We start from the raw sequence: 25,652 nt of genomic DNA, 5'->3' as shown, positions 1-25,652 counted from the left end.
TCAGGAGTGCGCCGGGCTGCGATGACGCAGAACCGCGAGCGCGATGGTCGGGATGAGGGTGAGCGCGACGATGACCGCTCCGATGGCCGCCGGCCCGTGAGTGCCGAGCGGGCTGGACAGCGCGGCACCCGCGATCGCAGTGCCGACGGCGGTACCGGCGTTGAAGGCGGAGACCGCGAGCGCGGAGCCGAGGGTCGCGGCCCGCCCGGCAGAGCGGACGACGAGATGGATGAGCACCCCGTTCGCGCTCAGTCCGAAGAGGCCCAGCAGAACCACCAGCCCGGTCATCACGAGCGGGGCGCCTGCCGTGACGCTGATGGCCGCCAGGATCGCAGTGGTCACGGCGGGAGTGAGGATGGTGACGAGCCCAGGGTGTCGGTCGCCGTAGCGGCCGCCCAGCACCGTGCCGACGAACGAGCCGATGCCGAACCCGGTGAGCACGAGCGGGACGTAGCCCGCATCGACGCCACCCTGATCGGTGAGGATCGGCGCGATGTAGGAGTATGCGGCCAGCACGCCGCCGGTCGTGGTGATGCACGCCAGCAGCGCCAGCCACAGGCGGCCTGATCGAAGCCCGCCCAGTTCGCGCCGGAGTGACGCGACAGGCTGGTTCGGGTCATCAGAGGGTACGAGACGGGCGACGAGAACGGTCGCGATGACGGCGGCGACGGCGAGCGCCCAGAAGGTGGTGCGCCAACCGCCCGCCTGCGCGATGAACGCGCCGATGGGGACGCCGAGGACCGTCGCCAGTGCGCCCCCGGCGGTGACGACGCCGAGGGCGCGAGCGCCCGCGCTCGCACCGGCCGCGCGGGTGGCCACCACAGCCGAGACCGCCCAGAACGCACCGGTCGCCACCGCGGTGACGAAGCGGGCGCCGAGCAGGATGGCGAAGTCCGAGGTGAGGGCGACGGCGACGTGCCCCGCGACGAAGATCAGCATCGCGGTGATCAGGGTGAGTCGCTTCGACATCCGCATCGTGAGCAGCGCCATCAGCGGGGCCCCGATGATCATCCCGGCGGCGAACACCGTGATGAGGCTTCCCGCCTGCGCGAGTGAGATCTGCAGATCCGTGGCGACTTCGGGAAGGATGCCGGCAACCACGAACTCCGTCGTCAGCATCAGGAACGTCCCCACCGCGAGCACGTAAACGACGAGCGGCAGCCGCGTCCGCGACGGGTCGGTCGACGGGGCGGTCTCTCGCGGCCGGGCGGCCTGGATGCTGTCGGTGGTCATCGGTGGCGGCTCCTTCGGATGTCCGCGGATCTCGCGGCGACAGCATCCATCACATCCCGGCGCTCGCATGCGCGGGAGGTCGGGCTTATAGGGGGTACAGGCTCCACCCCCTACGCCGCCGTGCCCGGGGTTACCGTGGGGGAATGGAGAGCCCGAGCAACCGCGATGACATCCGGGACTTCCTCGTCAGCCGGCGCGGACGCATCGCCCCCGAGCAGGTCGGGCTGCCCGCCGGCAGCCGCCGACGCGTGCCGGGCCTGCGTCGCGAGGAAGTCGCGGTCCTGTCCGGGGTGAGCACGGAGTGGTACACCCGCCTGGAGAAGGGGCACATCACCGGCATCTCGGAAGAGGTCCTCGGAGCCGTGGCGCGCGCTCTCGAGCTCAACGACGACGAACGCGAGTACCTCTTCGATCTCGCGAAGGCCGCCCGGCCCACGGTGCGACGCGAGCCTCGTCCCAAGGATGGAGCTCTCGACGGGCCGGTCCGCTGGCTGATCGACTCCGTGACGCTGTCCGCCGTGTTCCTCCGCAACGGCCGGCTCGACGTCCTCGCGACCAACGCGCTGGCCCGCGCGCTTCACGCCCCGATGTTCGAGAGCCCCACCGCCGTCGGCGACCGGGCGAACTTCGCCCGCTTCCACTTCCTCGACCCCGCCGCTCGCGACTTCTTCGTCGACTGGGAAGGGGGAGCCTCCGCCACGGTCGCCCTGCTGCGGGCGGAAGCCGGTCGCGAACCCAACGACCGCGCGCTTCGCGAGCTCATCGGAGAGCTCTCCACCCGCAGCCACGACTTCACCCGGCTGTGGTCCTCTCACGACGTGCGCAGCCGCCACGAAGGACTCAAGCGCCTCCGCCACCCCGTCGTCGGCAATCTCGAGCTCACCTATCAATCCGCCGAGCTCGCCAACCCGAACCGCGCGGCGCGGACTCTGAACCTCTACACCGCCGAGCCGGGCACCCCTCACGAGGACCGGATCAAGCTCCTCGCGAGCTGGGCCGCGACGAACGCCCCCGGCGAGACCGGGCGCGTGGCCGAAGACCTGCCCAGCTAGCCCCTCACGCGCGTCGGCGCGACGGCCGCGAACCGGTCGTCACATCCGGTCGCCGGCGCCCCGCCTCGACGACTGTGCGGCCTCGAGCAGCTCGGGGCCGAGCGCCTCGGTCAGCCAGGCGCACCAGCTCGAGACGGTGCGCCAGTCGTCGGCGATGATGTCGTACGCGTCGGGCGTCCACATCCAGTCGGCGGGAGGCTCGCGCCTGCCGACCGCGAGTCGCTTGAGCTGCAGCAGCTCGATACGCGGGTGGTCGGCGCGGTAGCCGCGAGGCGCGGTCTTGAGGGCGTCGTCGCGGAGGAGCTCGAAGCCCGCGCCGCGCAGTTCCGCGAGCAGCGCGTCCAGGTCCTCGGCGGTGCGCGGATCGTCGACGGCTTCGCGGAAGCGGGCCAGCGCCGCGGGCGGCACGTCATACACGCCGCCGCCCAGCATCAGGCCGTCCTCGCTCAGCTGCAGGTAGTGCGCCACCCGCGCCTGCGAGACCATGCCGATGTGCAGCTTGTAGGGCGTCTTGTCGGCGCTGAAGCGGACGTCGCGATACGGGCGGAAGATCTTCACCGCACCGAACTCGGGTTCGAGCTCCGCGCCGAGCTCTTCGAACGGTCCGCGAACGGCCCTGTCGTAGCGCGCTTTGTTGGCCGTCCACCACGTCTTCGTGTTGTCGGCGCGAAGCTCGGCGTAGAACGAGACGGCGTCGCGATCGAGTCCTTCGAATCCCACCCGCCGATCGTAGCGAGCGGATGCAGGGCCGCACGAGACTGGGACTCCGAACGGAGGAGGAAGCCATGGGAAAAGTGGTCATGAATGCATCGGTCTCGGTGGACGGCTTCATCGCGGCCGAGAACGACGATCCCGGTCCCCTGTTCGAATGGCTGGTCAGCGGTGACGTGCCGTTGGACGACAGCGGCGTACTGAACGTGTCGCAAGCGTCCTACGACCACATCCGGCCCTACTGGGATGAGATCGGAGTGACGATCGCCGGCCGCCACGTCTTCGACATCACCGACGGCTGGGACGGAAAGCCTCCGAGCGGGATCGACCACGTCGTCGTCGTGACGCACCGACCGACACCCGAGGGCTGGGACCCCGGCGCGCCGTTCCACTTCGTCGACGGCATCGAGGCGGCGGTGATGAAGGCGAAGGAGCTCGCCGATGGCCGCACCGTCGAGGTCGCTGCCGGTGACGTCGGCGGCCAGGTGCTCGCCGCGGGTTTCGTCGACGAGGTGCGCATGGACGTCGCACCCGTCGTGCTCGGGTCCGGCAAGCGCTACTTCGGCTCCATCGACTCCCAGCACCTGTTGGAAGACCCCGACGTCGTTGTGCAGGGCAACCGGGTGCTTCACCTGCGCTATCCGGTGCGCCGCCTGCCGATCTGAGTGGTGCAGCAGTTCGGACGAAGGACTGGTGCCTGCTCGAGATCAACAAGGGAGGCGCTCTGCCGGAACCCCGCGACGTGGGGTTCCGGCAGGCACGCGAGAGCGTGTCTCCGCGGCTACTTCTTCCAGGCGACGCGAAGTCCCTCGAGGAATTCGATCGACTCGGCGTCATCGATGCGGTGCACCTCGTGGCCGAGGTCTTCCAGGGATGCGGCGCCGCCCGTCCCGGTCGCTGCGCCGATGATGACGCGGGAGATGCCGAACTGGCGGATCAGGCCAGAGCAATACCAGCACGGCTCAGCCGTGGTCACCATCGTGGTGCCGGCGTACGACTCGCGGTAGGCGGCATCCGAGAACGCCTGCGTCTCTGCGTGCGCGGAGACGTCTCCGAGCTGGGCGAAGCGGTTGCGCCCGCGCCCGAGGACCTCGCCGGCGGGGCCGACGAGCACCGAGCCGATGGGCTGGCCGCCTTCTTCCTTCCCTGCGCGGGCCTCTTCGAGCGCGATGTCCATCCACGCCCGGGCGGTCTCGGGGGTGATCTCGACGATGTCGATGGCGGTGTCGGTCATGGTGGTGCGTCCTTTCTTGGGGGAGTCCCGATTCGGGCGATGACCGACGACGGTGTCGGGAGAGGTCAGTTCGAGGAGTCGTCGTACGCGGGATCGGTGATGTCCCGGACGCGGCGAAGGTGTTCAAGGGTCACTTCCGCCGCCAGGTCGGCGTCGCCACGGCGCACAGCGTCGAGGATGCGGGCATGGTCGCTGTTCGCGGCATCCCACGTGCCCGGCTTCGGCTGCAGCATGTTCGGCCGCGAGATCGCGAGGACGGGCGCCAGCATGAGCTCCATCACCGCGTTGCCGGTCGCGCTGAGCAGCCGCAGGTGGAACTCGTGGCTGTGCTCACCGCGCGACCAGCCGGTGTGATCGTCGCGCTCGGCGTCGACGATGGCTTGGAGATCTGCCAGGTCTTGCTCGCTGCGCCGGAGCGCCGCCTGCCGGGCGCAGGGGACCTCCAGCATGATGCGGGCCTCGGCGAGATCCGCGGCGGAGATGGAGTCGCTGCTGACGAGCAGTCCGAGGCGGGATTCGAGGTAGTCGCTCACGTCCTCCGGCGCGACCTGGGCGACGAACGTGCCGCCGTTCACACCGCGCTCGGTGCGGACCAGGCCGGCGGAGCTCAGCATCCGCAACGCTTCTCGCACCGTGTTGCGGGAGACGCCGAACGCGGCGCCGAGCGAGGACTCGACAGGCAGTCGCTCTCCGGGAGCGAGGGATCCGTTGAGGATCAGCAGCTTCAGCTGCCCGGCGACCTGATCGTAGGCAGGTCTGATCCGGGCGACGTCGATGTCGGCGTCGAGCGGCATGCGGTCTCCTTCCCCCGGGTCGGCTCTCTGAACGATAGCCGTCGCCAGCGGGGACGGCAAGATAAATGTCCAATGTTTTGGAGCCACGACGCCCAGCCGCGTTCGCGGGGATGCCGAAACGTCCGCGAGCGCCGGAGTTTACAAACGTGAAACCACCAAGGGCGATGGTCTCGGTAAGAATCGAGCCACGACGCAATACGTCCAACATTTTCATCCGGCTCGATGGAGAGCTCTGATCCACTGGGATCCGACCCACTGAGAGAGGAGAAGCGATGCCGATCTACATCGCCCGCAAGATCGGTCAGGCACTCGTGACTGTCTTCGCCGTCCTGACCATCGGGTTCTTCCTCGGCCGGCTCTCGGGCAAGCCGGGCGCCCTGATCCTTCCCGAGGGGGCGACCCAGCAGGAGATCGACGCCTTCAACGCCGCCCTGGGCTTCGACAAGCCGCTCTGGCAGCAGTACCTGGACTTCCTCGCGGGGCTTTTCACGGGGACGGTGGGCGACTCCTACCGGCAGAAGGTCCCCGCCATGGATCTGCTGATCGACCGGATCCCCGCGACGTTCCAGCTCGCGATCGCGTCGTTCGCGATCGGGCTCGGTGCCGCGATGCTCGTGGCGCTGCTGATCTTCGTCACGCGCTGGAACTGGCTTCGCCTGTCGCTGCTGTGGCTCGGCTCTCTGCGCCAGGCGATCCCGGACTTCCTGTTCGGGGTGCTGCTCGCCTTCGTGTTCTCCGTGCTCCTCGGATGGCTGCCGTCGCTGGGCAACCAGGGGCCGCAGAGCCTCGTGCTGCCGGTCGCGTGTCTGGCGACGGCGCAGTTCGCGCTGTATCTGCGCCTCATCGGCTCCGCCCTCGGAGAGCAGCAGGGCATGGACTACGTGCGGGCCAGCTACGCGAAGGGCCAGTCGCATCGGTCCGTCGTCGTCGCCCAGATGACCCCCAACGCGCTCGTGCCCGTCCTCACGATCGCGGGCCTGAACCTCGGCGGGCTGCTCGGCGGCACCGTCATCGTCGAAGCCGTCTTCGCCTGGCCCGGGATGGGGCAGGTGCTGCTGCAGGCGGTAAACGGACGTGACTTCCCCGTCGTGCTCGCCGGCCTCGCCGTGGTCGCCGTGTTCTTCGTCCTGGTGAACCTGATCGTCGACCTCATCACCGCAACCATCGACCCGAGAGTGAGACTCGCATGACCGTCGCCGTCTCCCGCTTCGCGCTGCCCGCGCTCGGCCGGCGCAGGCGTCCGCGCACGCTCCGTCCGAGCGGGACCATTCCGATGTACATCGGCATCGGGCTCCTGAGCTCGATCCTCCTCCTCATCGTGGTCGTCCCGTTCCTGCCGCTCTACGACCCGTTCGGCCAGGACCTGGTCGACGCCATGATGCCGCCGTTCGCTGCGGCTCAGCATCCGCTCGGCACCGACTCGCTGGGACGCGACGTGCTCAGCCGACTGGCTCTCGCCGGCCTGGTGTCGGTCGGCATCGCAGCGACCGTGGTCGCCATCAACTTCGTGATCGGGGTCACCCTCGGGCTCATCGCGGGCTACCGCGGAGGCCTGCTCGACTCGGGGATCGGCGCACTGTCGGACGTGCAGCTCGCGATGCCTGTCGTCATCCTCCTCATCGCGCTGTCGGCGGTCTTCGGCCCCAGCACTCAGCTCATGGTGATCACCCTGGGGCTCACCTACTGGGTCGGGTACGCCCGCGTCGCGCGCGCCCTGGCCATGGGATTGCGAGACCGCGACTTCGTGGTCTCCCCGCTCACACAGGGCGGGTCGCACGGGCGCACGGTGTTCACGCACGTGCTCCCGCAGGTGCTGCCGCAGATGGCCGTCATCGCCTCCTTCGACATCGCCGTGATCGTCGGGATCGAGTCCTCGCTCGACTACCTCGGTCTCGGTGTGCAGCCGCCCGTGCCGAGCTGGGGGGCGATGATCACGGAGGGCCAGAAGTACCTCCAGATCAATCCGTGGCTCGTCATCCTCCCCGGCATCGCGCTGTTCGTCCTCGTGGCGGGCATGCAGTTCCTCAGCCAGCGCTTCACGACCGAATCGGTCGCCCCCGCCCGGAAGGGAGTGCGTCGATGAGCGCGAACCAGCCGTACGTGCTCGAGGTGGAGAACCTCGTGGTCGAGGCCGACACCGCGCAGGGTCCCGTCACCCTGGTCGACGACGTCAGCTTCTCGGTCGCCCCGGGAGAGGTGCTGAGCCTGGTCGGAGAGTCCGGGTCCGGGAAGTCCATCACGATGCTCGCGGTCATGGGGCTGCTCCCACCGGGCACCTGGGTCGCCTCCGGCCGGATCCGCTTCCAGGGCACCGACCTGCTCGACCTCGACGAGCGCGCACTGAACGAGCTGCGCGGCGGGCGTCTGGCGATGGTGTTCCAGGACCCGATGACCACTCTGAACCCGGTCCGTCGTGTCGGATCGCAGCTCGCCGAGGGAGTCCGCCTCCACGATCGCTCCATCGGCCGGGCGGGCTCGCGGCGCCGGGTCGTCCAACTGCTCGAGAGCGTCGGAATCCCGGATCCGGCCGCGAAGGCACGGGACTATCCGCACCAGTGGTCCGGCGGCATGCGGCAGCGCGCGCTGATCGCCGGCGCGATGGCGCACGATCCGGCGCTGCTCATCGCGGACGAGCCGACGACGGCGCTCGACGTCACGATCCAGGCCCAGGTCATGCGCGTGCTCGCCGAGTCCCGCGCCGCATCCGGCTCGGCCATGATCCTCATCACCCACGATCTGGGCCTGGTCGCTCAGGTCGCCGATCGCGTCGCCGTCATGTACAGCGGGCGCATCGTCGAGACGCAGGATGTGTATCGCGTCTTCGAAGGGCCGCAGCATCCCTACACCGCCGGCCTGCTTGCCAGCGTGCTCAGCCTGGAGACGGCCGGAGCCGCGGCGTACGCGATCCCCGGCCAGCCGCCCACTCCGGCCGGCCGCGGCGAGGGTTGCCCGTTCCAGCCGCGCTGCGAGATCGGACGGGATCGCGAGGAGTGCCGCACGCGCCCCCCGCTGGTCGACACGGCGGGCGGCTCGCTCGCTTGCCACTTCCCGCTCATCGACGGGGCGCTCCCTGTCGGCGCCCCCCTGCCGACCATCGCGCGCGCCGCGCTCGCCCCGGAGGTGAAGGCGTCATGACCACCCTTCTCGAACGCCGACGACTTCGCCGCCTGGAACCTGCCGCTCCCGAACCTGCCGCGGAGCGTCCGCTCGCCCTCGAGGTCGTCGACGTGCACAAGCACTTCCGCAAGCGCGTGGGCTTCACGACCGAGACGTTCCGCGCCGTCGCCGGCGTCTCGCTGACGGTCGAGCCGGGCGAGACCGTGGGCCTGGTCGGGGAATCGGGATGCGGCAAATCGACGCTCGTCCGCACGATCCTCGGTCTCCACGAGCCCACCTCCGGGACCATCCGCGTGATGGGCGCCGACGTCAACGCGTACGGCAGCCGGGAGCGCGCGAAGGCCCGATCGAATGCGCAGGTCGTGTTCCAGGACCCGTACTCGTCGCTCGACCCCCGCATGTCGGCGAAGAACATCGTCGCCGAGCCGCTGCGGCTGCACCGTCAGTACTCGGAGGAGCGCGTCAAGGAGCTCTTCGACTGGGTCGGGCTGCCCTGGGAGTACGCGTCGCGCAAGGCGGCCGCCTTCTCAGGCGGTCAGCGCCAGCGCATCGGCATCGCGCGTGCTCTCGCTCTGCGTCCGCGCCTCGTGATCCTCGACGAGCCGGTCTCGGCGCTGGACGTGTCGATCCAGGCGCAGATCATCAACCTCCTCGCGGAGCTCCAGCGCGAGCTCGGTGTCTCGTACCTGTTCGTCGCGCACGACCTGTCGGTCGTCCGCCACGTCTCGCACCGCGTCGCTGTCATGCGGCAGGGCCGGATCGTCGAACAAGGACCCACCGAGGAGATCTTCCTCGCCCCCGAGAACGACTACACGCGCACCCTGCTGTCCGCGATCCCGATCCCCGACCCACGACGTCGGCCGAGCTGACGAGCTCGATGCACCACCCCCTGCATCACACGCCTCCACCCGAAAAGGATTCACATGTCCCGCAGAAGCACCAGGTGGGCGCTCGGCGCCCTGTCCTCCGTCGCGGCCGTCGTGCTGCTCACGGCCTGTGCCGGAACCCCCGCTCCCGGCAGCAGCGCCGAGTCCCCGAAGACGGTCACCGTGGCCATCACGCAGGACCCGGAGAACCTCAACCCCGTCGTCGGCGGATCCTTCGGCGCGCTGAGCCTCGAGTTCAACCTCTTCGACCAGCTCGCCGAGATCAACACCGACGGGAGCGTCGGCCCCCGCGCCGCGTCCGAGTGGACGTCCAACGAGGACTTCACCGTCTGGGACTTCACGCTCCGTGACGACGTCACCTTCCACGACGGTTCCGAGATGACCGCGAGCGACGTGGTGTTCTCGTTCGAGGAGGTGCTCGCCGAACCCGACAGCAACCGCAAGCTGTGGCTCACCGACATGACCTCCGTCGAAGCCGTCGACGATACGCACGTGCGCTTCACCCTCTCCACCCCGTTCTCGGAGTGGCCGCGCCAGACGACGCTCATCTCGATCGTTCCGCAGGCGGCCTACGAGGAGCTCGGCGCCGACGGCTTCAACGCGCAGCCCGTCGGGTCCGGACCCTTCCAGTTCGTGAGCTGGCAGCGAGGACAGTCGGTCGTGGTCGAGAAGTTCGACGACTACTTCGGCGGTGCGCCCGTGCTCGACACCGTCGAGTTCGTGCCCGTCCCCGCCGACGACGCCCGGGTCACCGGCGTGCAGTCGGGCACCGTCGACATCGCCTCCATCCCGACGGCGCAGATCCCCGCGGTCGAGGCCACGGGCAGCGCCGAGGTGAGCGAGATCCCCAGCCATCAGGTCGTGTACCTCGGCTTCAACACCGAGAGCGGGCCGCTCGCCGATGCGGCACTGCGGACCGCGATCCTGCAGGCCATCGACCGCGACGCGATCGTCGGCACGATCCTCGACGGGCGCGCCGAGCCGAACAGCCAGCTCGTCGCTCCAACCGTCGTCGGATTCTCCGACACGCTCGAGCCCGTCGAGTACGACCCCGCCGCGGCGGAGGCGGCGCTCGAGGCGGCCGGATACGCCGGCGAGGAGATCCCGTTCCAGTACGCGCTCGACGGCGTGATCCCGCTCGGTGCGGAGCTCGCGCAGGCGATCGCGGGCCAGCTGGGCGAGGTCGGCGTCAACGTCAAGCTCGAGGGGACCGACAACGCCAGCTACGACATCATCAACCGCGAGCACGGTCTGACGGGTCTGTTCCTGGGGCAGTTCTCGCCGTCGATCCTCGACGCCGGCCTGCCGCTGCGGTTCCTCTTCTCGGCAGAGGCGACCAACTACTTCGATGACGCCGAGATCGAGCAGCTCGTGGTCGGCCAGAAGGCTGTGGCGGAAGCTGCGCGCCTGGCTGTCATCTCGCAGATCTGGGAGATCAACCAGGCGAACGGCTACGTCGCGCCGCTGTACACGCCGACCGCCGCGTACGGCGTGAACCCCGCGGTGGTGTGGGAGCCCCGCCCCGACGGCCTCTTCATCATGAAGGACGCCGACATCCAGTGACCGACGCCGGGGGCGGCGGACGACCCGCCGCCCCCGCACCGAAAGGACAGATCATGGCCCGCAAGACCTTCCAGGGATGGCTCGACGGCGAGTATTCGTCGCCCGTCGAGGTCCCGGCATCCGATGTCGCCCTCATCGTCGTCGACATGCAGAACGCCTTCCTGCGCGAGGAGTACTCCCTCGGCATCGCAGAGACCCAGGAGCCGTTCGCCGCGGCGATCCCCGGCACGGCGAACCTGATCGCGGCCGCCCGCTCGGCCGGAGTGCCGGTAATCTACACCCGGTACGCATACCTGCCCGGCAACGAGGATCAGCTCAGCCCCACCGGCCGGCTCGAAGGGACGGTCCTCTCGCCGCGGCTCGTCGAGGGAACCGTCGACATCGAGATCATCGACGAACTGGCGCCCGAACCCGGAGACATCGTCCTCGACAAGTCACGCCCCAGCGCCTTCTACGGCACGCGTCTCGAGCCGTTCCTCACGGCCAAGGGGATCCGCAGCGTGGTCATCTGCGGCGTGACCACCAACATCTGCGTCGAGACGACGGCGCGCGACGCGAGTCAGAAGGGCTACAAGACCTACGTCGTCGAGGACGCCGTCGGCGAGGCGGAGCTCAGCCGCCACTGGCATGCGCTCTACACGATCGAGTTCCTGTTCGGCACCGTGTGCACGGTCGCCGACGTGCAGCGCTCATGGGGTGCGCCGGTCACGGGCGTGCCGGGATACCCGCTCAAACGCGGCGAGAACGTCACGAACCTCGCCTGGCTCGAAACGGCCGCCTCGTGAGCGGCGCACCCATGGAGAGGAAGCGTCACATGAAGACCTTCGACAGCTGGATGAACGGAACCGACGGCGAACCCGTCGACGTGGCAGCGCAGGATGTCGCGCTCATCGTCATCGACATGCAGCGCGGCTTCATCGAAGAGGAGTACTCGCTGGGCATCGCCCCCACCCAGGAGCCGTTCGCGATGGCGGTCCCCGGATGCGTCGCGCTGGTCGAGTCCGCGCGCGAGGCCGGCGTGCCGGTGATCTTCACCCGCGCCACGAACCTCTACGACCACGCGGATGCGCTGCCCCGGCGCGGGCGGGCCATCGCCAAGCCGGAGACGGCCCGCCGCATGGGCGAGCACAGCAAGGACGTCGAGATCATCGACGAACTGACCCCGCTTGCCACCGAGTACGTCGTCGACAAGTCGCGGCCCGGCGCGATCTACGGAACGCGGCTCGAACCGCTCCTGGTGGGACTCGGCATCCGCAGCGTGGTGATCTGCGGCGTGACGACCAACATCTGCGTCGAGACGACCGCGCGGGAAGCGCACGCGCGCGGCTACGACACGTACGTGATCGCCGATGCGACAGGCGAGGCCGAGCCGAGCCGATACTGGCACGCGCTGTACTCGATCGAGTTCCTCTTCGGAACCGTGGCGATGGTCGAGGACGTGCAGCGCTCGTGGGGCACGGAGACGACCGGTGTTCCCGGCTTCCCGCTCCAGCGCGCCGGTGTCGGCTCGGCGGCGTTGACGGCCGTCATCTGAGGTGGCGATCCTCAGAACCCGGGGGCCGGGCCGTCGAGAGGCGACCCGGCCCCCGGCCATGACCGTGGCGCGCCGCGACTCCCGGCGGCTGCGGGTGCAGATCGGCGTCCTCATGCTCGTGCAGTTCGTGGGCATGATGAGCGGCACCATCATCGCGACGGCGCTGCCCGGCATCACCCGCGAGATCGACGGGACCACCCTCCACTACACATGGATGTTCGTCACCACGGCCCTGGCGTCCACGGTGACCACCCCGCTCTGGGGCCGGCTCGGCGACGTGTTCGACGCGAAGACAGTCCTGCAGTGGTCACTCGGCTTCTACACGGCCGGTGCGCTGCTGTGCGGCCTCGCCCCCACCGCGGATCTTCTGATCGCGGCGCGCGTCATCCAGGGCGTCGGGATCGGCGGCCACATCGCGCTGACCCAGACGCTCGCGGCCCGGCTCGTCGTGCCTCGCGCCCGCGCGCAGGTGAACGGCGTGATGGGGCTGTCGCAGATCGTTGCCACGATCAGCGGACCGGTCGTCGGGGCGCTGCTCGTCGGCATCCCGGGCATCGGCTGGCGGCTGTGCTTCCTCCTCGGTGTGCCGGTCGCACTGGTGGCCGCCGTCATCGTCCAGATCGTCATGCCGAAGGCGCTCGCCGTGGTGAAGGGCTCCGTCGACTACATCGGCGCCGCGCTCCTCGTCGTCGGCCTCACGGGTCTTCTGGGGTGGATCTCGTTCGTGGGCAAGCAGCTCGCCCCGCTGTCGTTCGCCTCGATCGCACTCGTCGCCTCGTCGGTGGGCGTGCTGACGGTCGCCGCCGTGTGGGAGTGGCGTGTGAAGGAGCCGATCATCCCGCTTCGTGCGCTCGCCGGCCGAGCGTCGGCGCTGGCGGCCCTCGCCAGCTGCGCCGTGGGCGTTTCGATGTTCGGCGGGACCATCTTCGTGACCCAGTACCTGCAGCTGGGGCGCGGCGCGTCTGCGCTCACTGCAGGCGTGCTGCTCATGCCGATGGCCGTCGCGACCTTCATCGCCGCTGTGCTCGTCGGCCGGATGAGCACGCGGAGCGGCCGGCTGCGACGTTACCTCGTCGTCGGCACCGGGTTGCTGGTCGTCGGCAACGCCGGACTCATCCCGCTCACGACCACGACCCCGTTGTGGTGGGTCGTCGCTGCGACCTGCGCGGTCGGGGCGGGGCTCGGCATGACGGTGACCAACCTCATCCTCGTCGCGCAGAACGCCACCCGGCTTCGTGACGTCGGCGCGGTGAGCGGCGCCATCATCTTCTGCCGCACCTTCGGGTCGACGGCCGGCCTCGCCGTGTTCGGGGCGATCGTCGCCGCGTACGTGCCGAGTCAGGCCGCCGTCAGCATCGCGGCGGCGCCGGGCCTCTACTCACAGGCCGCCTCGACCGTGTTCCTCGTCGCGACGGCGGTCTCGGGCGTCGCCGCCATCGCCGTCGCGTGTCTGCCGGGGATCGGGTTGCGCTCCACCGCGGACCTCGCGCCCTATCGACCGATCGGCGATCTCGCGGCGGCCGAGGGATGACCGGAAGGATTGCCATCATGGACGATCACGACGCACGCGCGCTCGGCATGGAGGCCCTCGGATCGCTGCGGTCCGGCGACCGCGCACGTGCCTTGGAGCTGATCGCCCAGGGCGCCGACGTCAACGCCCGCGATGGTCGGCTGGACTCCGTGCTCCTCTACGCGGGCGCGCACGGCATGGACGACGTCGTGAGCGCCGCACTCGACGCCGGCGGCGATCTCACCGTCACGAACCGGTTCGGCGGGATCGCGCTCATCCCCGCCAGCGAGCGCGGCCACGTGTCCACGGTGCGCCTCCTCATCGACGCCGGCTCTAACCTCGATCACGTCAACAACCTCGGCTGGACAGCCCTCCACGAAGCCATCGTCCTGGGTGACGGTGGCGCGCGTCACCTGGAGATCGTCCGCATGCTTCTGGATGCGGGGGCGAATCCCCGTCTTCCCGACGGAGACGGCGTTTCACCCCGCGAACTCGCGAGGCGTGCCGGGTACGAAGAGATCGTCGGCGCTCTAGACCTGGTGCTTGACCAGCCCTAGTGTTCGCGCCCCTGTCGACGTAGGGGGTCGGATCCGGCACCCGCCGGCATCGCCGGGGGTATCGAACTCAGGAGGATAGGCCCGCGGGTCGGCGCCGAGGCGTACCCTTTCCCCATGGATAGGCGGCATCCGCGCCGGTCACCAGCTCGTTGGCTCCCGATCGCCGGCGCATTCGTCTTGGCCGCGGCCGTCACTGCGGCCGCGGTCATCCCGGCAGCCGCGGATGCCCAGGTGAATCTTCCCGACAAGACTCCCGCCCAGCTCCTCGAGTTCGCCGCCGCGAGCGATGTCACCGCGATGACCGGAACCATCGAGCAGACGTCGGATCTCGGCCTGCCTGACCTGTCGGGCCTGACGGGCCCGTCGGGCACAGCGGATTCGAGCGCCGACGCCTCCGACGCCATCGACCTCCTCACCGGTTCGCACACGGCCAAGGTCTATCTCGATGGCGACAAGTCGCGCCTGCAGGTGCTCGATCGCCTTGCCGAACGCGACGTGTACATCGACCGTGCCGCCGGGGAGGGCTGGTTCGTCGATTCCGAGACCAAGACTGCGACGCACTACACGGCGAGCGGCGACATGACCGCTCCGCAGCAGCAGCCTGACGCGACGGCACAAACTCCGCAGCAGATGCTCGACGACGCTCTCACCAAGCTCGGCGACTCGACCGAGATCTCGGTAGGCACCGACGGGCGCGTGGCAGGCCGTGACGTGTACGAGCTCGTGCTCGTGCCGGACGACGCCGCCAGCCTCGTCGGCGAGGTGCGCTTCGCGATCGACGGTGAGACGGGCGCTGCGCTCGCAGCATCCATCACCGCCCGCGGCGCCGACCAGCCCGCGTTCGACATCGCGTTCACGGACGTCTCTTTCGCGGCGCCCGACCCCGCGACGCTCACGTACACTCCCGCGTCGGGATACACCGTCGAGAACAAGACGCTGTCGGCCCCGGACCACGGGGCAACGCCCGGCCAGGGCGATACGGGAACGGATGCCGCGCATCAGCCGGTCGTGCATGGCGAAGGCTGGACCGCTGTCGTCGAGTTGCCGCCGGCCGACACCAGCACCTCGGGTGCGACGAGCCAGCAGCAGGCGACGCTCGAGAGCCTGACCCGTCCGGTCGCGGGTGGTCGCGTGCTCGAGACGGCGCTCGTGACGGTGTACTTCGCGGACGACGGCCGTGTGTTCGCGGGTGCCGTCAGCGCCGATCACCTCGCACACGTCGCGGCCGGCGACTGAGCCCGCGGTGGCCGATCTCGCGATCCAGACCTCCGGTCTGACCAAGAGGTTCGGCGCGCAGACCGCCGTGGATGCGGTCGCGCTCGACGTGCCGCATGGTTCGGTGTTCGGGTTCCTCGGGCCGAACGGATCGGGTAAGACGACGACGATCCGGATGCTCCTCGGCCTCGTCCGTCCGACGGCGGGTGAGGCGCACGTGCTGGGGCAGCCCGTCCCCGACGCACTTCATACCGTGCTTCCGCAGGTCGGCGCACTCGTCGAGGGTCCGGCGTTCGCCCCGTTCCTCACCGGCAGGCAGAATCTGCACCGGTTCGACGCGGCGGCCCGGCACACGGCATCCACTTCCCGTCGTCGACGCGTGGACGAGGCGCTCGAGCGCGTCGGACTGACCACGGCGGCCGACAAGAAGGTGCACGCCTACTCGCTCGGGATGAAGCAGCGCCTCGGCATCGCCAACGCCCTCCTCACTCCCCGCGCGCTGCTCGTGCTGGACGAGCCGACGAACGGGCTCGACCCGCAGGGGACGCGCGAGGTGCGCGGACTCATCCGCTCGCTCGCCGGCGAGGGGGCGACCGTGTTCGTCTCGAGCCACCTGCTCGCCGAGGTCGAGCAGGTGTGCACGCACGCCGGGATCATGAGCGCGGGGCGGCTCGTCGCCTCGGGCACGCTCGACGAGCTGCGCCGCGGCGACGGCACGGGTCGCCTGCAGCTGCAGACCCCCGACGTCGCGCGCGCGAGAGAAGTGCTCGCGAACGCGGGGATTCAGACGACGGATGCTGCGCCCTTCACGCTCGTCGGCACGCTCGGCGAGCAGGGACCCGAGCCGGAAGACCTCGTCGCGGCCCTCGTGCGTGCCGACGTGCGTGTGCGCGGCATCACGGTCGAGCGGACGAGCCTCGAGGACAGATTCGTCGAGCTGACGGGGCAGGGCTTCGATGTCGTCGCGTGATGCCGAGTCTCGGCCGACCGACGCCGCTCCGACGGCGTCTGGGTCGCGCAGCGTGGCGCGCGGGAGCGGGGTTCCAGGTCTTCTCGGAAGCGAGCTGGCGACGCTCTTCCGCCGCCTCCGCACGTGGATGATGCTCGGAGCGCTGTGCCTCGTCCCCATCCTCCTCGGCGTCGCGGTGCGGATCGCGGGCGGCACCCGTGCAGGCCGCGGGCCGGCGTTCCTCGATCAGATCACCGACAACGGCGTCTTCGTCGGCCTCGCCGCGCTGACGATCGCGACCCCGCTCTTCCTTCCCCTCACCATCAGCGTCGTCGCCGGCGACACGATCGCCGGCGAGGCGAGCCTCGGCACCCTTCGCTACCTGCTGGTCGCACCTTCGGGGCGCGTCGCGCTCCTCGCGGTCAAGTACGTCGCCGCCGCGGTCTTCTGCGTGATTGCGACCTTCGCGGTGGTCGCGGTGGGTGTGATCGTCGGCGCGATCCTCTTCGGCGCCGGCCCGCTGACCCTGCTCAGCGGGACGCAGGTGAGCCTCGCCGAGGGACTGGTCCGGTGTCTTGCCGTCGTCGCATACGTGTCGGTGTCGATGCTGGGGCTCGCGGCGATCGGCGTGCTGCTCTCGACCCTCACGACGGTGCCGGTCGGTGCCATGGCGGCCACCGCGATCCTCGCTGTCGCGGCGCAGATCGTCGGTCAGATCCCGCAGCTGTCGGCGGTTCACCCCTACCTCTTCACCGACCGTTGGCTCGACTTCGGCGACCTGCTGCGCTCGCCGATCTCGTGGGACTCGTTCCTCGACAACGCGCTGCTGCAAGCGGTCTGGATCGTCGTCGCGGGGGCACTCGCGGTCTGGCGGTTCACGACCCGAGACATGCTGACGTAACCGCAGTCCTTCGGGTGACCGGCCGGTCTTCGGGCGTCCGCTCGGCAATGAGTCTGCACCCCGGTCTCTACGCCTCGGGGATGACCCGGCCGAAGGTCTCGAGGGTGATCGCTTCGGGTTCGGGGCCGCCGCGCTGGCCGGTGTCGAGGGCGTCGATCTGGGCGACTTCGTCGCCGGTCAGGTCGAAGTCGAACACGTCGAAGTTCTCGGCGATGCGCTCGGGCCGGGTCGACTTGGGGATGACTTGGATGCCCTTTTGGATGTGCCAGCGGAGCATGACCTGCGCGGCGGACTTGCCGTACTTCGCACCGATGGCCAGGAGCACCGGCTCGTCGAAGCTGCGTCGGGCGGAGTCGCGGTAGGACGTGATCCCGCCGATCGGTGACCACGCCTGCGTGAGGATTCCGTGCTCTTGGTCGAGCGCCTGCAGCTGCTGCTGCTGGAAGTACGGGTGCACCTCGATCTGATTCACCGCGGGCACCACATCGGTCTGATCGAGCAGCGCGGTGAGGTGCTCCGGCATGAAGTTGCTCACGCCGATCGCGCGCACCTTCCCGTCCGCCAGCAGCGTCTCGAGCGCCTTGTATGCGGCGATGGTCGTCTCGAACGCGGACGGCAGCGCCTGGTGCAGGATGAACAGGTCGATCCGGTCGACGCCGAGTTTTCCGGCGCTCTTCTCGAACGCGTGCAGCGTCTGGTCGTATCCGTAGTCGCTGATCCACACCTTCGTCTCGATGAAGATGTCCTCACGCGCCACGCCCGACTCACGGATGCCTCGACCGACCTCGCGCTCGTTGCCGTAGGCCGCGGCGGTGTCGATGTGGCGGTATCCCGTGCGGAGTGCGGCAGTCACCGCGTCCACTGTCTCCGCGGGCGGAGTCTGGAAGACCCCGAGGCCGAGGGCGGGGATGTCGACACCGTTGTTCAGGGTGAAGTTCGGAACGGTCATGTCCCCACGCTAAGCACAGGTTCGGCGCGGCGGGAGGCACTGACGGTCACCCTCTCCCGCATGCGGATCGCACCCGACGATGACGGATAGGGTGGCGAGGTGACAGCGCCTGTACCTCCGAACCCCGGCCCTGCACCGCGACCCGGCGCCATCTACTTCCTCGGGCGGGTGGTCTTGCGGCCGTTGTTCTGGCTGATGTACCGCCCGCGCATCGTCGGTCGAGGGAACGTGCCTGAGCATGGGCCGGTGCTGCTGGCGAGCAACCACCTCGCGTCGCTCGACACGGTCATCATCCCGACATCCGCGGCCCGCCCGGTGCAGTTCCTCATCAAATCGTCGTACTTCACGGGCTCTGGGGTGCTCGGCCGCGTCAAGCGCTGGTTCTTCACCTCGATCGGCGGTGTCCCGGTGTATCGCGCGACCGGTCGCGATGCGCGCGCCGCGCTCGACGCGGGCAGCAGCATCCTCCGGGCCGGCAGCGTGTTCGCGGTGTTCCCCGAGGGAACCCGCTCCCGCGACGGGAAGCTGCACGAGGGTCACGGTGGCGCGGCGTGGATGGCCCGCGAGACAGGCGCCGCGGTCGTGCCCGTCGGGCTGATCGGAACCGACAGCGTCAAGCCGCTCCGCCACCTGCTGCCGGGGAAGCCGCGCCTGGAGGTGCGCTTCGGAGAGCCGCTCGACCTCGCGGACCTCGAGGGCGTGCCGGACGGCAAGGCTCGTCGCGAGATCACCGAGCGCATGATGGCCGCGATCGCACGCCTGAGCGGACAGGAACGTTCCGGCAGCGTGAACGCGACGTCGCGCGACTGAGGCCCCCGCGGGAGAAGCACCGCCTCGGTGGTCAGTCATCGGGTGGCCGACGGAGCCGCTTGACGTCCGTTCGCTGCTTCTTCGCCTTCAGGCGTCGCTCCGTGGCTCCTCGACTGGGCGTGGTGGGTCGTCGCGCCGGTGGGGGTGGCCGCAGCGTGTCGGCGACGACTGCTGCCAGCCGCGCGCGTGCGGCATCTCGGTTGCGCAATTGCTCGCGGTGCTCGGACGCCGCGATCGTCAGCACGCCGCCCACCAAGCGGCCGTGCAGGTGTGTGAGGAGGCGCTCTCGCTGAACAGGGGAGAGGGCGGCTGATGCTGCCGCATCCCAGACGAGTTCCGCACGGGAGTCGGCGGTGTTCACGCCTTGCCCGCCCGGGCCCGAGGAACGCGAGAACCGCCAGGACAACTCGGACTCCGGGATGGTGACCCGCGCGTTGATGCGAAGTCCGGGACGGTGGGCGGCCGGCATGAGTCCATCATCCCTCTGCCGGGCGAGGGCTTTCACGTGCATGCGTCGGCCGCCCGCCGGCCCTCTCGCGAATCACGCCATCGCGCGGAAGAAGCCCCGGATATCGTCCGCCAGCAGCTGCGGCTCTTCCATCGCGGGGAAATGGCCGCCTTCGGCATGGTCGGTCCAGCGGTCGACGGCGTTCCAGGGATCCATGGTGCGACGGATGAGCGGGTGGCTGTCGAACGCGACCCACGCGGACGGCACCCCGCCGGCCATGACGATCCCGAGGTCGGAGTGCTCGGCCTCGTAGTAGAACTGCGCGCTCGACGACCCGCTGCGGGTGAACCAGTAGAGGCTGATGTTGGTGAGGAGCTGATCGCGGTCGACCACCGGCGCCTGGTGGCCGCCGCTGGTCCTGGACTTGAACTTCTCGCCGATCCAGGCGAGCAGGCCGACGGGCGAATCCGTGAGCGCCGGACCGATCGTGTCGGGGCGGTGGTTGTGCATCTCGAGGTAGCCGCGCTCGGCCGCGCTCTCGGCCTGCAGCGCCTCGAGCTGACCGATCTCGTCGTCGGACAGCCCCTCCGGAGCGGGGAACTTGACGCCGACCAGGCCGAGCACTGCGCGGTCGACGCCGAGGTGCATGCCGATGACGCGCTCCGGGTACAGGGCCGCGAGTCGGCCGGCGATGCCGGAACCGATGTCGGTGCCGTGCACCGCGAACCGCTCGTAGCCGAGCCGCGTCATGACCTCGGCATAGGCATCCGTCGTCCGTCCCAGCTCCCAGCCGCTCGCCGACAGCGGGGTGGAGAAGCCGAACCCGGGCATCGACGGGATCACCACATGGAAGTCGTCGGTCAGCAGCGGAATGAGCCGCTGGTACTCGACGAACGAGCCGGGCCAGCCGTGGTTGAGCATCAGCGGGGTGGCTGCCGTGTTCGCTGATCGGACGTGCACGACGTGGAACGTCTGGCCGCCGACGATGGTCGTGAACTGAGCGTGCTCGTTGAGCTTCGCCTCCTGCGCACGCCAGTCGAATCCCTCACGCCAGTAGTAGGTGAGCTCCTTCAGATACGCCGATGGGATGCCGCGGCTGAAGTCGCCGCGGTCGCCACGATCCGGTGCGGGGATGGGCCAACGGGTGCGCGCGAGCCGATCGTGCAAGTCGTCGAGGTCGGGCTGCGGAATGTCGATGCGGAACGGCGAAAGTGCGGTGGAGTTGTTCATGACCTCGACGATTCCAAGCAATGCGGCAGGATAGCTTCCGCAATATCCGGAATGATCGAAGACATGCTGGAGACGTCGGCCCGCCTGCTCGAGCTGCTGTCTCTGCTCCAGCTCACACGCGACTGGACCAGCGCAGAACTCGCCGCTCGGCTCGAGGTGAGCACGCGCACGGTTCGTTCCGACATCGGCAAGCTGCGATCGCTCGGCTACCCGGTGGACGCTCGCCCCGGCGTGGCGGGCGGGTATCGGCTGGTCGCCGGCACAGCCATGCCGCCACTCCTGCTCGACGACGACGAGGCGGTCGCGGTCGCGGTCGGCCTGGGAGCGGTCGCGAGTTGGCGGCTCGGGGTCGAAGAGACCTCGCTCACCGCGCTCGCGAAGCTCGAGCAGGTGATGCCCTCACGGCTGCGTCGACGCGTCGACGAGGTGAGGGAGGCGACGAGCATCGTTCCGGGGACGGAGCCGCGACCCGACCTCGCAGCTCTGAGCGCGGTCGCCGCCGCCATCCGCGGGCACGAACGACTGCGCTTCGGCTACACGACGCACGGCGGCAGCACAGGGACGCGCCGCACCGAGCCTCAACGGCTCGTGAGCTGGGGACCGGTCTGGTACCTGTTCGCGTGGGACCTCGACCGCGACGACTGGAGAGTCTTCCGAGTCGATCGCATCGTTCCGCACCCGCCGACGGGTGTGCGATTCCGCCCGCGCGTGATCGCCGAGGACGACCTCGTCCAGCACGTGGTCAGACGCATCGTCCAGGCGAGCTGGACCTACCGCGCCCTGGTCGTGGTCCACGCTCCCGCCGCCCAGGTCGCCGCAGCGCTGCGGATCCCGGTCGACGTCGAGGCGATCGATGAGTCCACCTGCCGCGTCGAGCTCGGTTCGGACGACGCCGACGCGCTCGCGCTGCGGCTGTCGCAGATCGGCGCCGACCTCGAAGTGATCGAGGGTGACGAGCTGAATGTCGCGTTCGAGCGCCTCGCAGCGAGGTTCGCTCGCGCTGCAGGCAACCAGGCGCGCGCAGAGGCGATCAACAACGACGCGCCCTGACGATGACGGCGGCACTCGGGTCCTAGCCGACGTCGTCGCGTCGGTTCTCGGCATCCCTCTGCTCCGCCGCGACGGCTCGGTGGATGTTGCCGTGGATGTGGTCGGCTCCGATGAGCTCGATCACGCCTTCCCGCTCGAGGACGGCCCGAGGACCCGGCTTCAGCCGCGTCAGGCGGAGTTGGACGCCCGCGTCGCGGGTGAGGGTCACGATGTCCGCCATCGAGGCGGCGCCCTGGGAGTCGATGAAGTTGATCCCGCCGCAATCGAGGACGATCCCGGTCAGTTCCGGGTTCGCCTGGATGACGTCGCGCAAGTGGTCCTCCAGCGCGTCGGCGGTGGCGAAGAACAGGCCGCCGTCGAACCGGACCACGGCCACGCCCGGCAGGATCTCGTCGCCGGGGTTCGCGTCGACCTCGCGGAACACCTGTGTGCCGCGCTCGCGACCGAGGGTCGGCATGTCCGGGTGGGTGGCCACGGCGATCAGCCAGACCAGCGAGAGGCCGATCCCGATGATCACGCCCGCGAGCACGCCGAAGATCACCGTTCCGAGGAGGGCGGTGACCGCGATCCAGAAATCGACCTTCTTCACCCGGAAGAGCCGCCGCATCTCCGGGAGGTCCATCATGCCGCTGACGACGGCCTCGATGATCAGCGCACCGAGGACGGCCTTGGGCAGGTCGGAGAAGAGCGGCGCCAGGACGAGGAGGGTCAGCAGCACGGTGACGCCGGAGGTCAACGAGGCCAGTCCGGTCTTGGCGCCGGAGCGGTCGTTCAGCGAGCTCGCCGACAGGCTGGTGGAAACCGGCATCCCCTGGAACAGTCCGGAACCGATGTTGGCGAAGGACTGGGCGATGGATTCCTGGTTGATGTCGATCTGATAGCGATGCTTGGCCGCGAAGGTGCGCGCGTCGCCGGCGGTCTGTGAGAAGCCGATCATGACCAGCGCCACCGCGGCGAGGGCGACGGTGCCCGCGTGATCCCACAGCAGCTGGCCGTCGGGAACCTGCAGCGCGGGCAGGCCCCGAGGCACGTCCCCGACCACCGCCACGCCCTTGGCCCCGAGATCGAACAGCGCCGACGCCAGCAGTCCGCCCACAACGAGCACGAGGGCACCGGGGACCCGTGGTGCGATCACCCGGAGTCCGAACACGACAACGAGCGAGATCGCCCCGACGAGCGCCGTGGTCCCGTGCACCTCGTTCAGCGTCCCGAACCACGACCACAGTTCCTGGATCGGGTTCGCGCCCGTGGTCTCGGTTCCGGTGAGCTTGGGCAGTTCCCCGATCACGACATCGATCGCCGCGCCGAAGAGGAAGCCGGTGACCACCGCTCGCGAGAGGAACTGCGAGATCCAGCCCATCCTGAAGACGGCAAGGAGGAGGAACAGGATGCCGGAGGCCAGCGTGATGCCGGCGACGAACGAGGCGACGTCCTGCTCGCCGACGATGCCCGCTGCGAGGACGGCACTGGCCGCGACCGCGGCAAGGCCGGAGCTGGGACCCATCGAGATCTGCCGGCTCGTGCCGAAGATCGCATAGAGGATCGCACCGGCGGCAGCCGCATAGAGGCCGTTCTGCAGCGGCACCCCGGCGATCCCGGCGTAGCCGAGGTTCTTCGGAACGATGAGCGCGGCGACGGTGACTCCGGCGATCAGATCCCCGCGCAGCCACACCCGTTGATACGACCGGAGCTGGCCGACGATCGGGACCCGGGTCGGACGCCCTTCACCTGTCGTCGCCATGGGCATGTCTTACCGCAATGACGGTCGGGTGGACAAGCGAAGTCAAAACCTCCACGTGGAGGTTTTGTGCTAATCTGCCTTCGCACGGTTCAGCCGATCCGCACGAAGATGTACGAAAGGGGTCCGAAGTGACTCGACCCGAGAGCTCGGTGCAGCTCTACACCCTGGCCGCCGCCTTCTCCGCCGACATGTCCGGCTCGCTGGACAAGCTTGCCGCGATCGGTCTGAAGAACGTCGAGGCCTTCGACTTCGTCCGCCGCCCGCAGGAGATCCGCGCGGCACTGGACGCGGCCGGCCTCGCGTCGCCGACCGGTCACGCCCCGCTGCTGTCGGACGAGCTGTGGACTCCCGACGGCTCGATCCCCACGCCCGCTCCGGAGGTCGTCTTCGAGGCCGCCGCGACGATCGGCGCGACCACGGTCATCGACCCGATGGTGCCGACCGACCGCTGGCTGACCGAGGAAGGCGTCGCCGACACCGCTCGCCGCCTCAACGACCTCGTCGACATCGCCGCCGGGTTCGGTCTCACGGTCGGCTACCACAACCACGCGCAGGAGTTCCTGGCCTCGTTCGACGGCCAGACCGCGTTCGAGCGCTTCCTCGAGCTGACCGACGACCGCGTCGCCATCGAGCTCGACCTGTATTGGGCCGCCGTCGGCGGACAGGACGTCACGGCGCTGACCCGTGCGATCGGCGACCGCCTCGTCGCGCTCCACATCAAGGACGGACTGGTGCCCGCCAGCAACCCGTTCGCTCCCGACGCGCCGGCCTTCACCTCGAAGAGCCTGCAGCAGACCCACCCCGGCGAGGGCGTCGTCGCGCTCTCCGACGCGCTGAACGCCGCCCCGTCGGTGAAGTACGCGGTCATCGAGTACGACAACGCTCCCGGCGACGTCTTCGCAGACATCGCAGCGTCGTACGCATTCCTGCGGGACGGCGGCTTCGTCCGATGACCCGCGTCGGAGTCGGCATCATCGGCGCCGGCGTCATCAGCGACACCTATCTCAAGAACCTCACGTCGTTCCCGGACGTCGAGGTCCTCGCCGTCGGCGACCTGCTGCCCGACCGCGCGCAGAACAAGGCCGAAGAGTACGGCGTGCCGGTGCACGGCGATGCCTCTGCGGTGCTCGACCACCCGGACGTCCAGGTCGTGGTGAACCTCACCATCCCGGCGGCGCACGTCGAGGTCTCCGAGGCTGCGATCAACGCCGGCAAGCACGTGTGGACCGAGAAGCCGGTCGGACTCGACCTCGCCGACGTCTCCCGCATCCTGGCGGCCGCGGACGCCGCCGGGCTGCGCGTAGGCTCGGCACCCGACACGATCCTCGGACCGGGCTTCCAGACGGCCAAGCGCGCGATCGCGGAGGGTGTGATCGGCGAGCCCCTGTTCGCGCAGACCGCGTTCCAGACGCAGGGCCCCGACCTGTGGCATCCGGATCCCGCGTTCCTCTTCAGCACGGGCGCCGGCCCGCTGCTGGACATGGGGCCGTACTACATCAGCGGTCTGGTGAGCCTCCTCGGACCGGTGGCCCGTGTGTTCGCGGCAGGCCTGCGTGCGCGCGACGAGCGCACGGTCCACCTCGGCCCCATCGCCGGCACCATCTTCACCGTGGAGGTGCCGACGACGGTGCAGCTGACGACGGTGTTCGAGGCGGGCCAGCAGGCGCAGAGCCTGCTGAGCTTCGACTCGGCACTCGAGCGCCACGGCGTCTTCGAGGTGCACGGCACCGAAGGCACGATCGTGCTGCCCGACCCCAACCAGTTCGAGGGCCGCATCGCCTACGTGAAGCCGCTCGGCGTGCTGCGCGACGGTGCGAAGTTCGAGCAGGAGTGGATCGACGTCCCGCAGCAGGGCGCCGTCGTCGGGCGCGGCCTCGGTCTCCTCGACATGGTGCGCGCCATCGCCGAGGACCGCCCGCACGTCGCCAGCGGCCAGCTCGGACTCCACGTCCTCGACGTCATGCTCTCCGCAGAGCAGTCCGTCGAGTCCGGCCAGGCCATCGAGATCGGCACCACCGTCGACTCCGTGCCGTCGGTGCCCGCGGACTTCGATCCGTTCGCCGCGACGCTCTGACGCCGCTCCGCACCAGAGGCCGCGCCGTCCCCTCAGGGGCGGCGCGGCCTCCGGCGTCTGGTGACGGATGCTGCGGCGAAGGGCGAACCCCGT

General features: G+C 69.5%; 26 protein-coding genes. 18 read left to right on the top strand and 8 right to left on the bottom strand.

Annotated features, from left to right (window positions below):
• Entirely contained in the window at nt 1-1,233 is a 1,233-nt protein-coding gene (locus ACFC1K_RS00900; RefSeq protein ID WP_375870044.1) for an MFS transporter, read from the bottom strand.
• A gap of 2 nt (nt 1,234-1,235) precedes the next feature.
• On the opposite strand from ACFC1K_RS00900, the gene ACFC1K_RS00895 reads away from it, so the two are divergent.
• On the top strand, nt 1,236-2,285 hold the full coding sequence (locus ACFC1K_RS00895; RefSeq protein ID WP_375870043.1) for a helix-turn-helix domain-containing protein: 1,050 nt from the start codon (nt 1,236-1,238) through the stop codon (nt 2,283-2,285).
• A gap of 39 nt (nt 2,286-2,324) precedes the next feature.
• Here ACFC1K_RS00895 and ACFC1K_RS00890 read toward each other — a convergent pair whose 3' ends face one another.
• Nucleotides 2,325-3,005, bottom strand: a complete 681-nt coding sequence (locus ACFC1K_RS00890; RefSeq protein WP_375870042.1) for a DUF2461 domain-containing protein — start codon at nt 3,003-3,005, stop codon at nt 2,325-2,327.
• Between the two features lie 65 nt (nt 3,006-3,070).
• Here ACFC1K_RS00890 and ACFC1K_RS00885 point away from each other — a divergent pair, with 65 nt between their 5' ends.
• Nucleotides 3,071-3,661: a dihydrofolate reductase family protein gene (locus tag ACFC1K_RS00885; protein ID WP_375870041.1), complete on the top strand. Its 591-nt coding sequence runs from the start codon at nt 3,071-3,073 to the stop codon at nt 3,659-3,661.
• A 116-nt stretch (nt 3,662-3,777) separates the two neighbouring features.
• On the opposite strand, the gene ACFC1K_RS00880 is transcribed toward ACFC1K_RS00885, so the two are convergent.
• Together ACFC1K_RS00880 and ACFC1K_RS00875 are read right to left on the bottom strand one after the other, a co-directional pair.
• Nucleotides 3,778-4,230: a nucleoside deaminase gene (locus ACFC1K_RS00880; RefSeq protein WP_375870040.1), complete on the bottom strand. Its 453-nt coding sequence runs from the start codon at nt 4,228-4,230 to the stop codon at nt 3,778-3,780.
• Nucleotides 4,231-4,295: 65 nt separating this feature from the next.
• The gene (locus ACFC1K_RS00875; protein ID WP_310287413.1) at nt 4,296-5,024 is read right to left on the bottom strand and encodes a FadR/GntR family transcriptional regulator; all 729 of its coding nucleotides are present in this window, start codon (nt 5,022-5,024) and stop codon (nt 4,296-4,298) included.
• Between the two features lie 272 nt (nt 5,025-5,296).
• On the opposite strand from ACFC1K_RS00875, the gene ACFC1K_RS00870 reads away from it, so the two are divergent.
• The 12 genes from ACFC1K_RS00870 to ACFC1K_RS00815 all read left to right on the top strand — a co-directional run bounded on the left by ACFC1K_RS00870 (nt 5,297) and on the right by ACFC1K_RS00815 (nt 17,257).
• Nucleotides 5,297-6,214 (top strand): ABC transporter permease, encoded by a 918-nt coding sequence (locus ACFC1K_RS00870; protein ID WP_310287415.1) that lies wholly within the window; start codon nt 5,297-5,299, stop codon nt 6,212-6,214.
• Nucleotides 6,211-7,107, top strand: a complete 897-nt coding sequence (locus tag ACFC1K_RS00865) for an ABC transporter permease (protein ID WP_310287417.1) — start codon at nt 6,211-6,213, stop codon at nt 7,105-7,107. Before ACFC1K_RS00870 ends, ACFC1K_RS00865 begins: the two co-directional genes overlap by 4 nt.
• Nucleotides 7,104-8,159 (top strand): ABC transporter ATP-binding protein, encoded by a 1,056-nt coding sequence (locus ACFC1K_RS00860; protein ID WP_375870039.1) that lies wholly within the window; start codon nt 7,104-7,106, stop codon nt 8,157-8,159. Before ACFC1K_RS00865 ends, ACFC1K_RS00860 begins: the two co-directional genes overlap by 4 nt.
• Nucleotides 8,156-9,010, top strand: a complete 855-nt coding sequence (locus ACFC1K_RS00855; protein ID WP_375870038.1) for an ATP-binding cassette domain-containing protein — start codon at nt 8,156-8,158, stop codon at nt 9,008-9,010. The genes ACFC1K_RS00860 and ACFC1K_RS00855 overlap by 4 nt, the downstream gene beginning before the upstream one ends.
• Nucleotides 9,011-9,064: 54 nt before the next feature.
• Entirely contained in the window at nt 9,065-10,591 is a 1,527-nt protein-coding gene (locus tag ACFC1K_RS00850) for an ABC transporter substrate-binding protein (protein ID WP_375870037.1), read from the top strand.
• Between the two features lie 53 nt (nt 10,592-10,644).
• Nucleotides 10,645-11,376: an isochorismatase family cysteine hydrolase gene (locus tag ACFC1K_RS00845; protein ID WP_310287427.1), complete on the top strand. Its 732-nt coding sequence runs from the start codon at nt 10,645-10,647 to the stop codon at nt 11,374-11,376.
• 29 nt (nt 11,377-11,405) lie between these two features.
• A complete protein-coding gene (locus tag ACFC1K_RS00840) occupies nt 11,406-12,125 on the top strand; it encodes an isochorismatase family cysteine hydrolase (protein WP_310287430.1) in 720 nt (239 codons plus the stop codon).
• A 58-nt stretch (nt 12,126-12,183) separates the two neighbouring features.
• Entirely contained in the window at nt 12,184-13,656 is a 1,473-nt protein-coding gene (locus ACFC1K_RS00835; RefSeq protein WP_375870036.1) for an MFS transporter, read from the top strand.
• A gap of 17 nt (nt 13,657-13,673) precedes the next feature.
• Entirely contained in the window at nt 13,674-14,192 is a 519-nt protein-coding gene (locus ACFC1K_RS00830; RefSeq protein WP_375870035.1) for an ankyrin repeat domain-containing protein, read from the top strand.
• Nucleotides 14,193-14,306: 114 nt separating this feature from the next.
• A complete protein-coding gene (locus ACFC1K_RS00825; protein WP_375870034.1) occupies nt 14,307-15,428 on the top strand; it encodes an outer membrane lipoprotein carrier protein LolA in 1,122 nt (373 codons plus the stop codon).
• Between the two features lie 7 nt (nt 15,429-15,435).
• Entirely contained in the window at nt 15,436-16,377 is a 942-nt protein-coding gene (locus ACFC1K_RS00820) for an ATP-binding cassette domain-containing protein (RefSeq protein ID WP_375870033.1), read from the top strand.
• A gap of 52 nt (nt 16,378-16,429) precedes the next feature.
• Nucleotides 16,430-17,257, top strand: coding sequence for an ABC transporter permease (locus ACFC1K_RS00815; RefSeq protein ID WP_375870032.1), 828 nt, complete (start codon nt 16,430-16,432; stop codon nt 17,255-17,257).
• Between the two features lie 67 nt (nt 17,258-17,324).
• Here the strand turns inward: ACFC1K_RS00815 and ACFC1K_RS00810 are convergent, their stop codons facing one another.
• Nucleotides 17,325-18,206: an aldo/keto reductase gene (locus ACFC1K_RS00810; RefSeq protein ID WP_375870031.1), complete on the bottom strand. Its 882-nt coding sequence runs from the start codon at nt 18,204-18,206 to the stop codon at nt 17,325-17,327.
• A 99-nt stretch (nt 18,207-18,305) separates the two neighbouring features.
• Here ACFC1K_RS00810 and ACFC1K_RS00805 point away from each other — a divergent pair, with 99 nt between their 5' ends.
• Nucleotides 18,306-19,016, top strand: coding sequence for a lysophospholipid acyltransferase family protein (locus ACFC1K_RS00805; protein WP_375870030.1), 711 nt, complete (start codon nt 18,306-18,308; stop codon nt 19,014-19,016).
• 31 nt (nt 19,017-19,047) lie between these two features.
• Here the strand turns inward: ACFC1K_RS00805 and arfB are convergent, their stop codons facing one another.
• Nucleotides 19,048-19,485 carry an alternative ribosome rescue aminoacyl-tRNA hydrolase ArfB gene (arfB, locus tag ACFC1K_RS00800; protein WP_375870029.1) on the bottom strand — a complete coding sequence of 146 codons (438 nt, stop codon included), beginning with the start codon at nt 19,483-19,485 and terminating at the stop codon, nt 19,048-19,050.
• 72 nt (nt 19,486-19,557) lie between these two features.
• Nucleotides 19,558-20,694, bottom strand: a complete 1,137-nt coding sequence (locus ACFC1K_RS00795) for an epoxide hydrolase family protein (RefSeq protein WP_375870028.1) — start codon at nt 20,692-20,694, stop codon at nt 19,558-19,560.
• Between the two features lie 63 nt (nt 20,695-20,757).
• Here ACFC1K_RS00795 and ACFC1K_RS00790 point away from each other — a divergent pair, with 63 nt between their 5' ends.
• A complete protein-coding gene (locus ACFC1K_RS00790; RefSeq protein WP_375870027.1) occupies nt 20,758-21,744 on the top strand; it encodes a helix-turn-helix transcriptional regulator in 987 nt (328 codons plus the stop codon).
• A gap of 22 nt (nt 21,745-21,766) precedes the next feature.
• On the opposite strand, the gene ACFC1K_RS00785 is transcribed toward ACFC1K_RS00790, so the two are convergent.
• Nucleotides 21,767-23,485: a SulP family inorganic anion transporter gene (locus ACFC1K_RS00785; protein WP_375870026.1), complete on the bottom strand. Its 1,719-nt coding sequence runs from the start codon at nt 23,483-23,485 to the stop codon at nt 21,767-21,769.
• A gap of 128 nt (nt 23,486-23,613) precedes the next feature.
• Between ACFC1K_RS00785 and ACFC1K_RS00780 the strand changes: the two genes are divergently transcribed.
• Both ACFC1K_RS00780 and ACFC1K_RS00775 read left to right on the top strand, forming a co-directional pair.
• Entirely contained in the window at nt 23,614-24,438 is an 825-nt protein-coding gene (locus ACFC1K_RS00780; RefSeq protein ID WP_310287454.1) for a sugar phosphate isomerase/epimerase, read from the top strand.
• Nucleotides 24,435-25,559: a Gfo/Idh/MocA family protein gene (locus tag ACFC1K_RS00775; RefSeq protein WP_375870025.1), complete on the top strand. Its 1,125-nt coding sequence runs from the start codon at nt 24,435-24,437 to the stop codon at nt 25,557-25,559. The genes ACFC1K_RS00780 and ACFC1K_RS00775 overlap by 4 nt, the downstream gene beginning before the upstream one ends.
• Nucleotides 25,560-25,652 lie beyond the last annotated feature (93 nt).

This window comes from Microbacterium sp. NPDC056057 (assembly GCF_042266945.1).
Classification (GTDB): domain Bacteria; phylum Actinomycetota; class Actinomycetes; order Actinomycetales; family Microbacteriaceae; genus Microbacterium; species Microbacterium trichothecenolyticum_C.
This window is presented reverse-complemented; position numbering and strand designations above follow the sequence as displayed.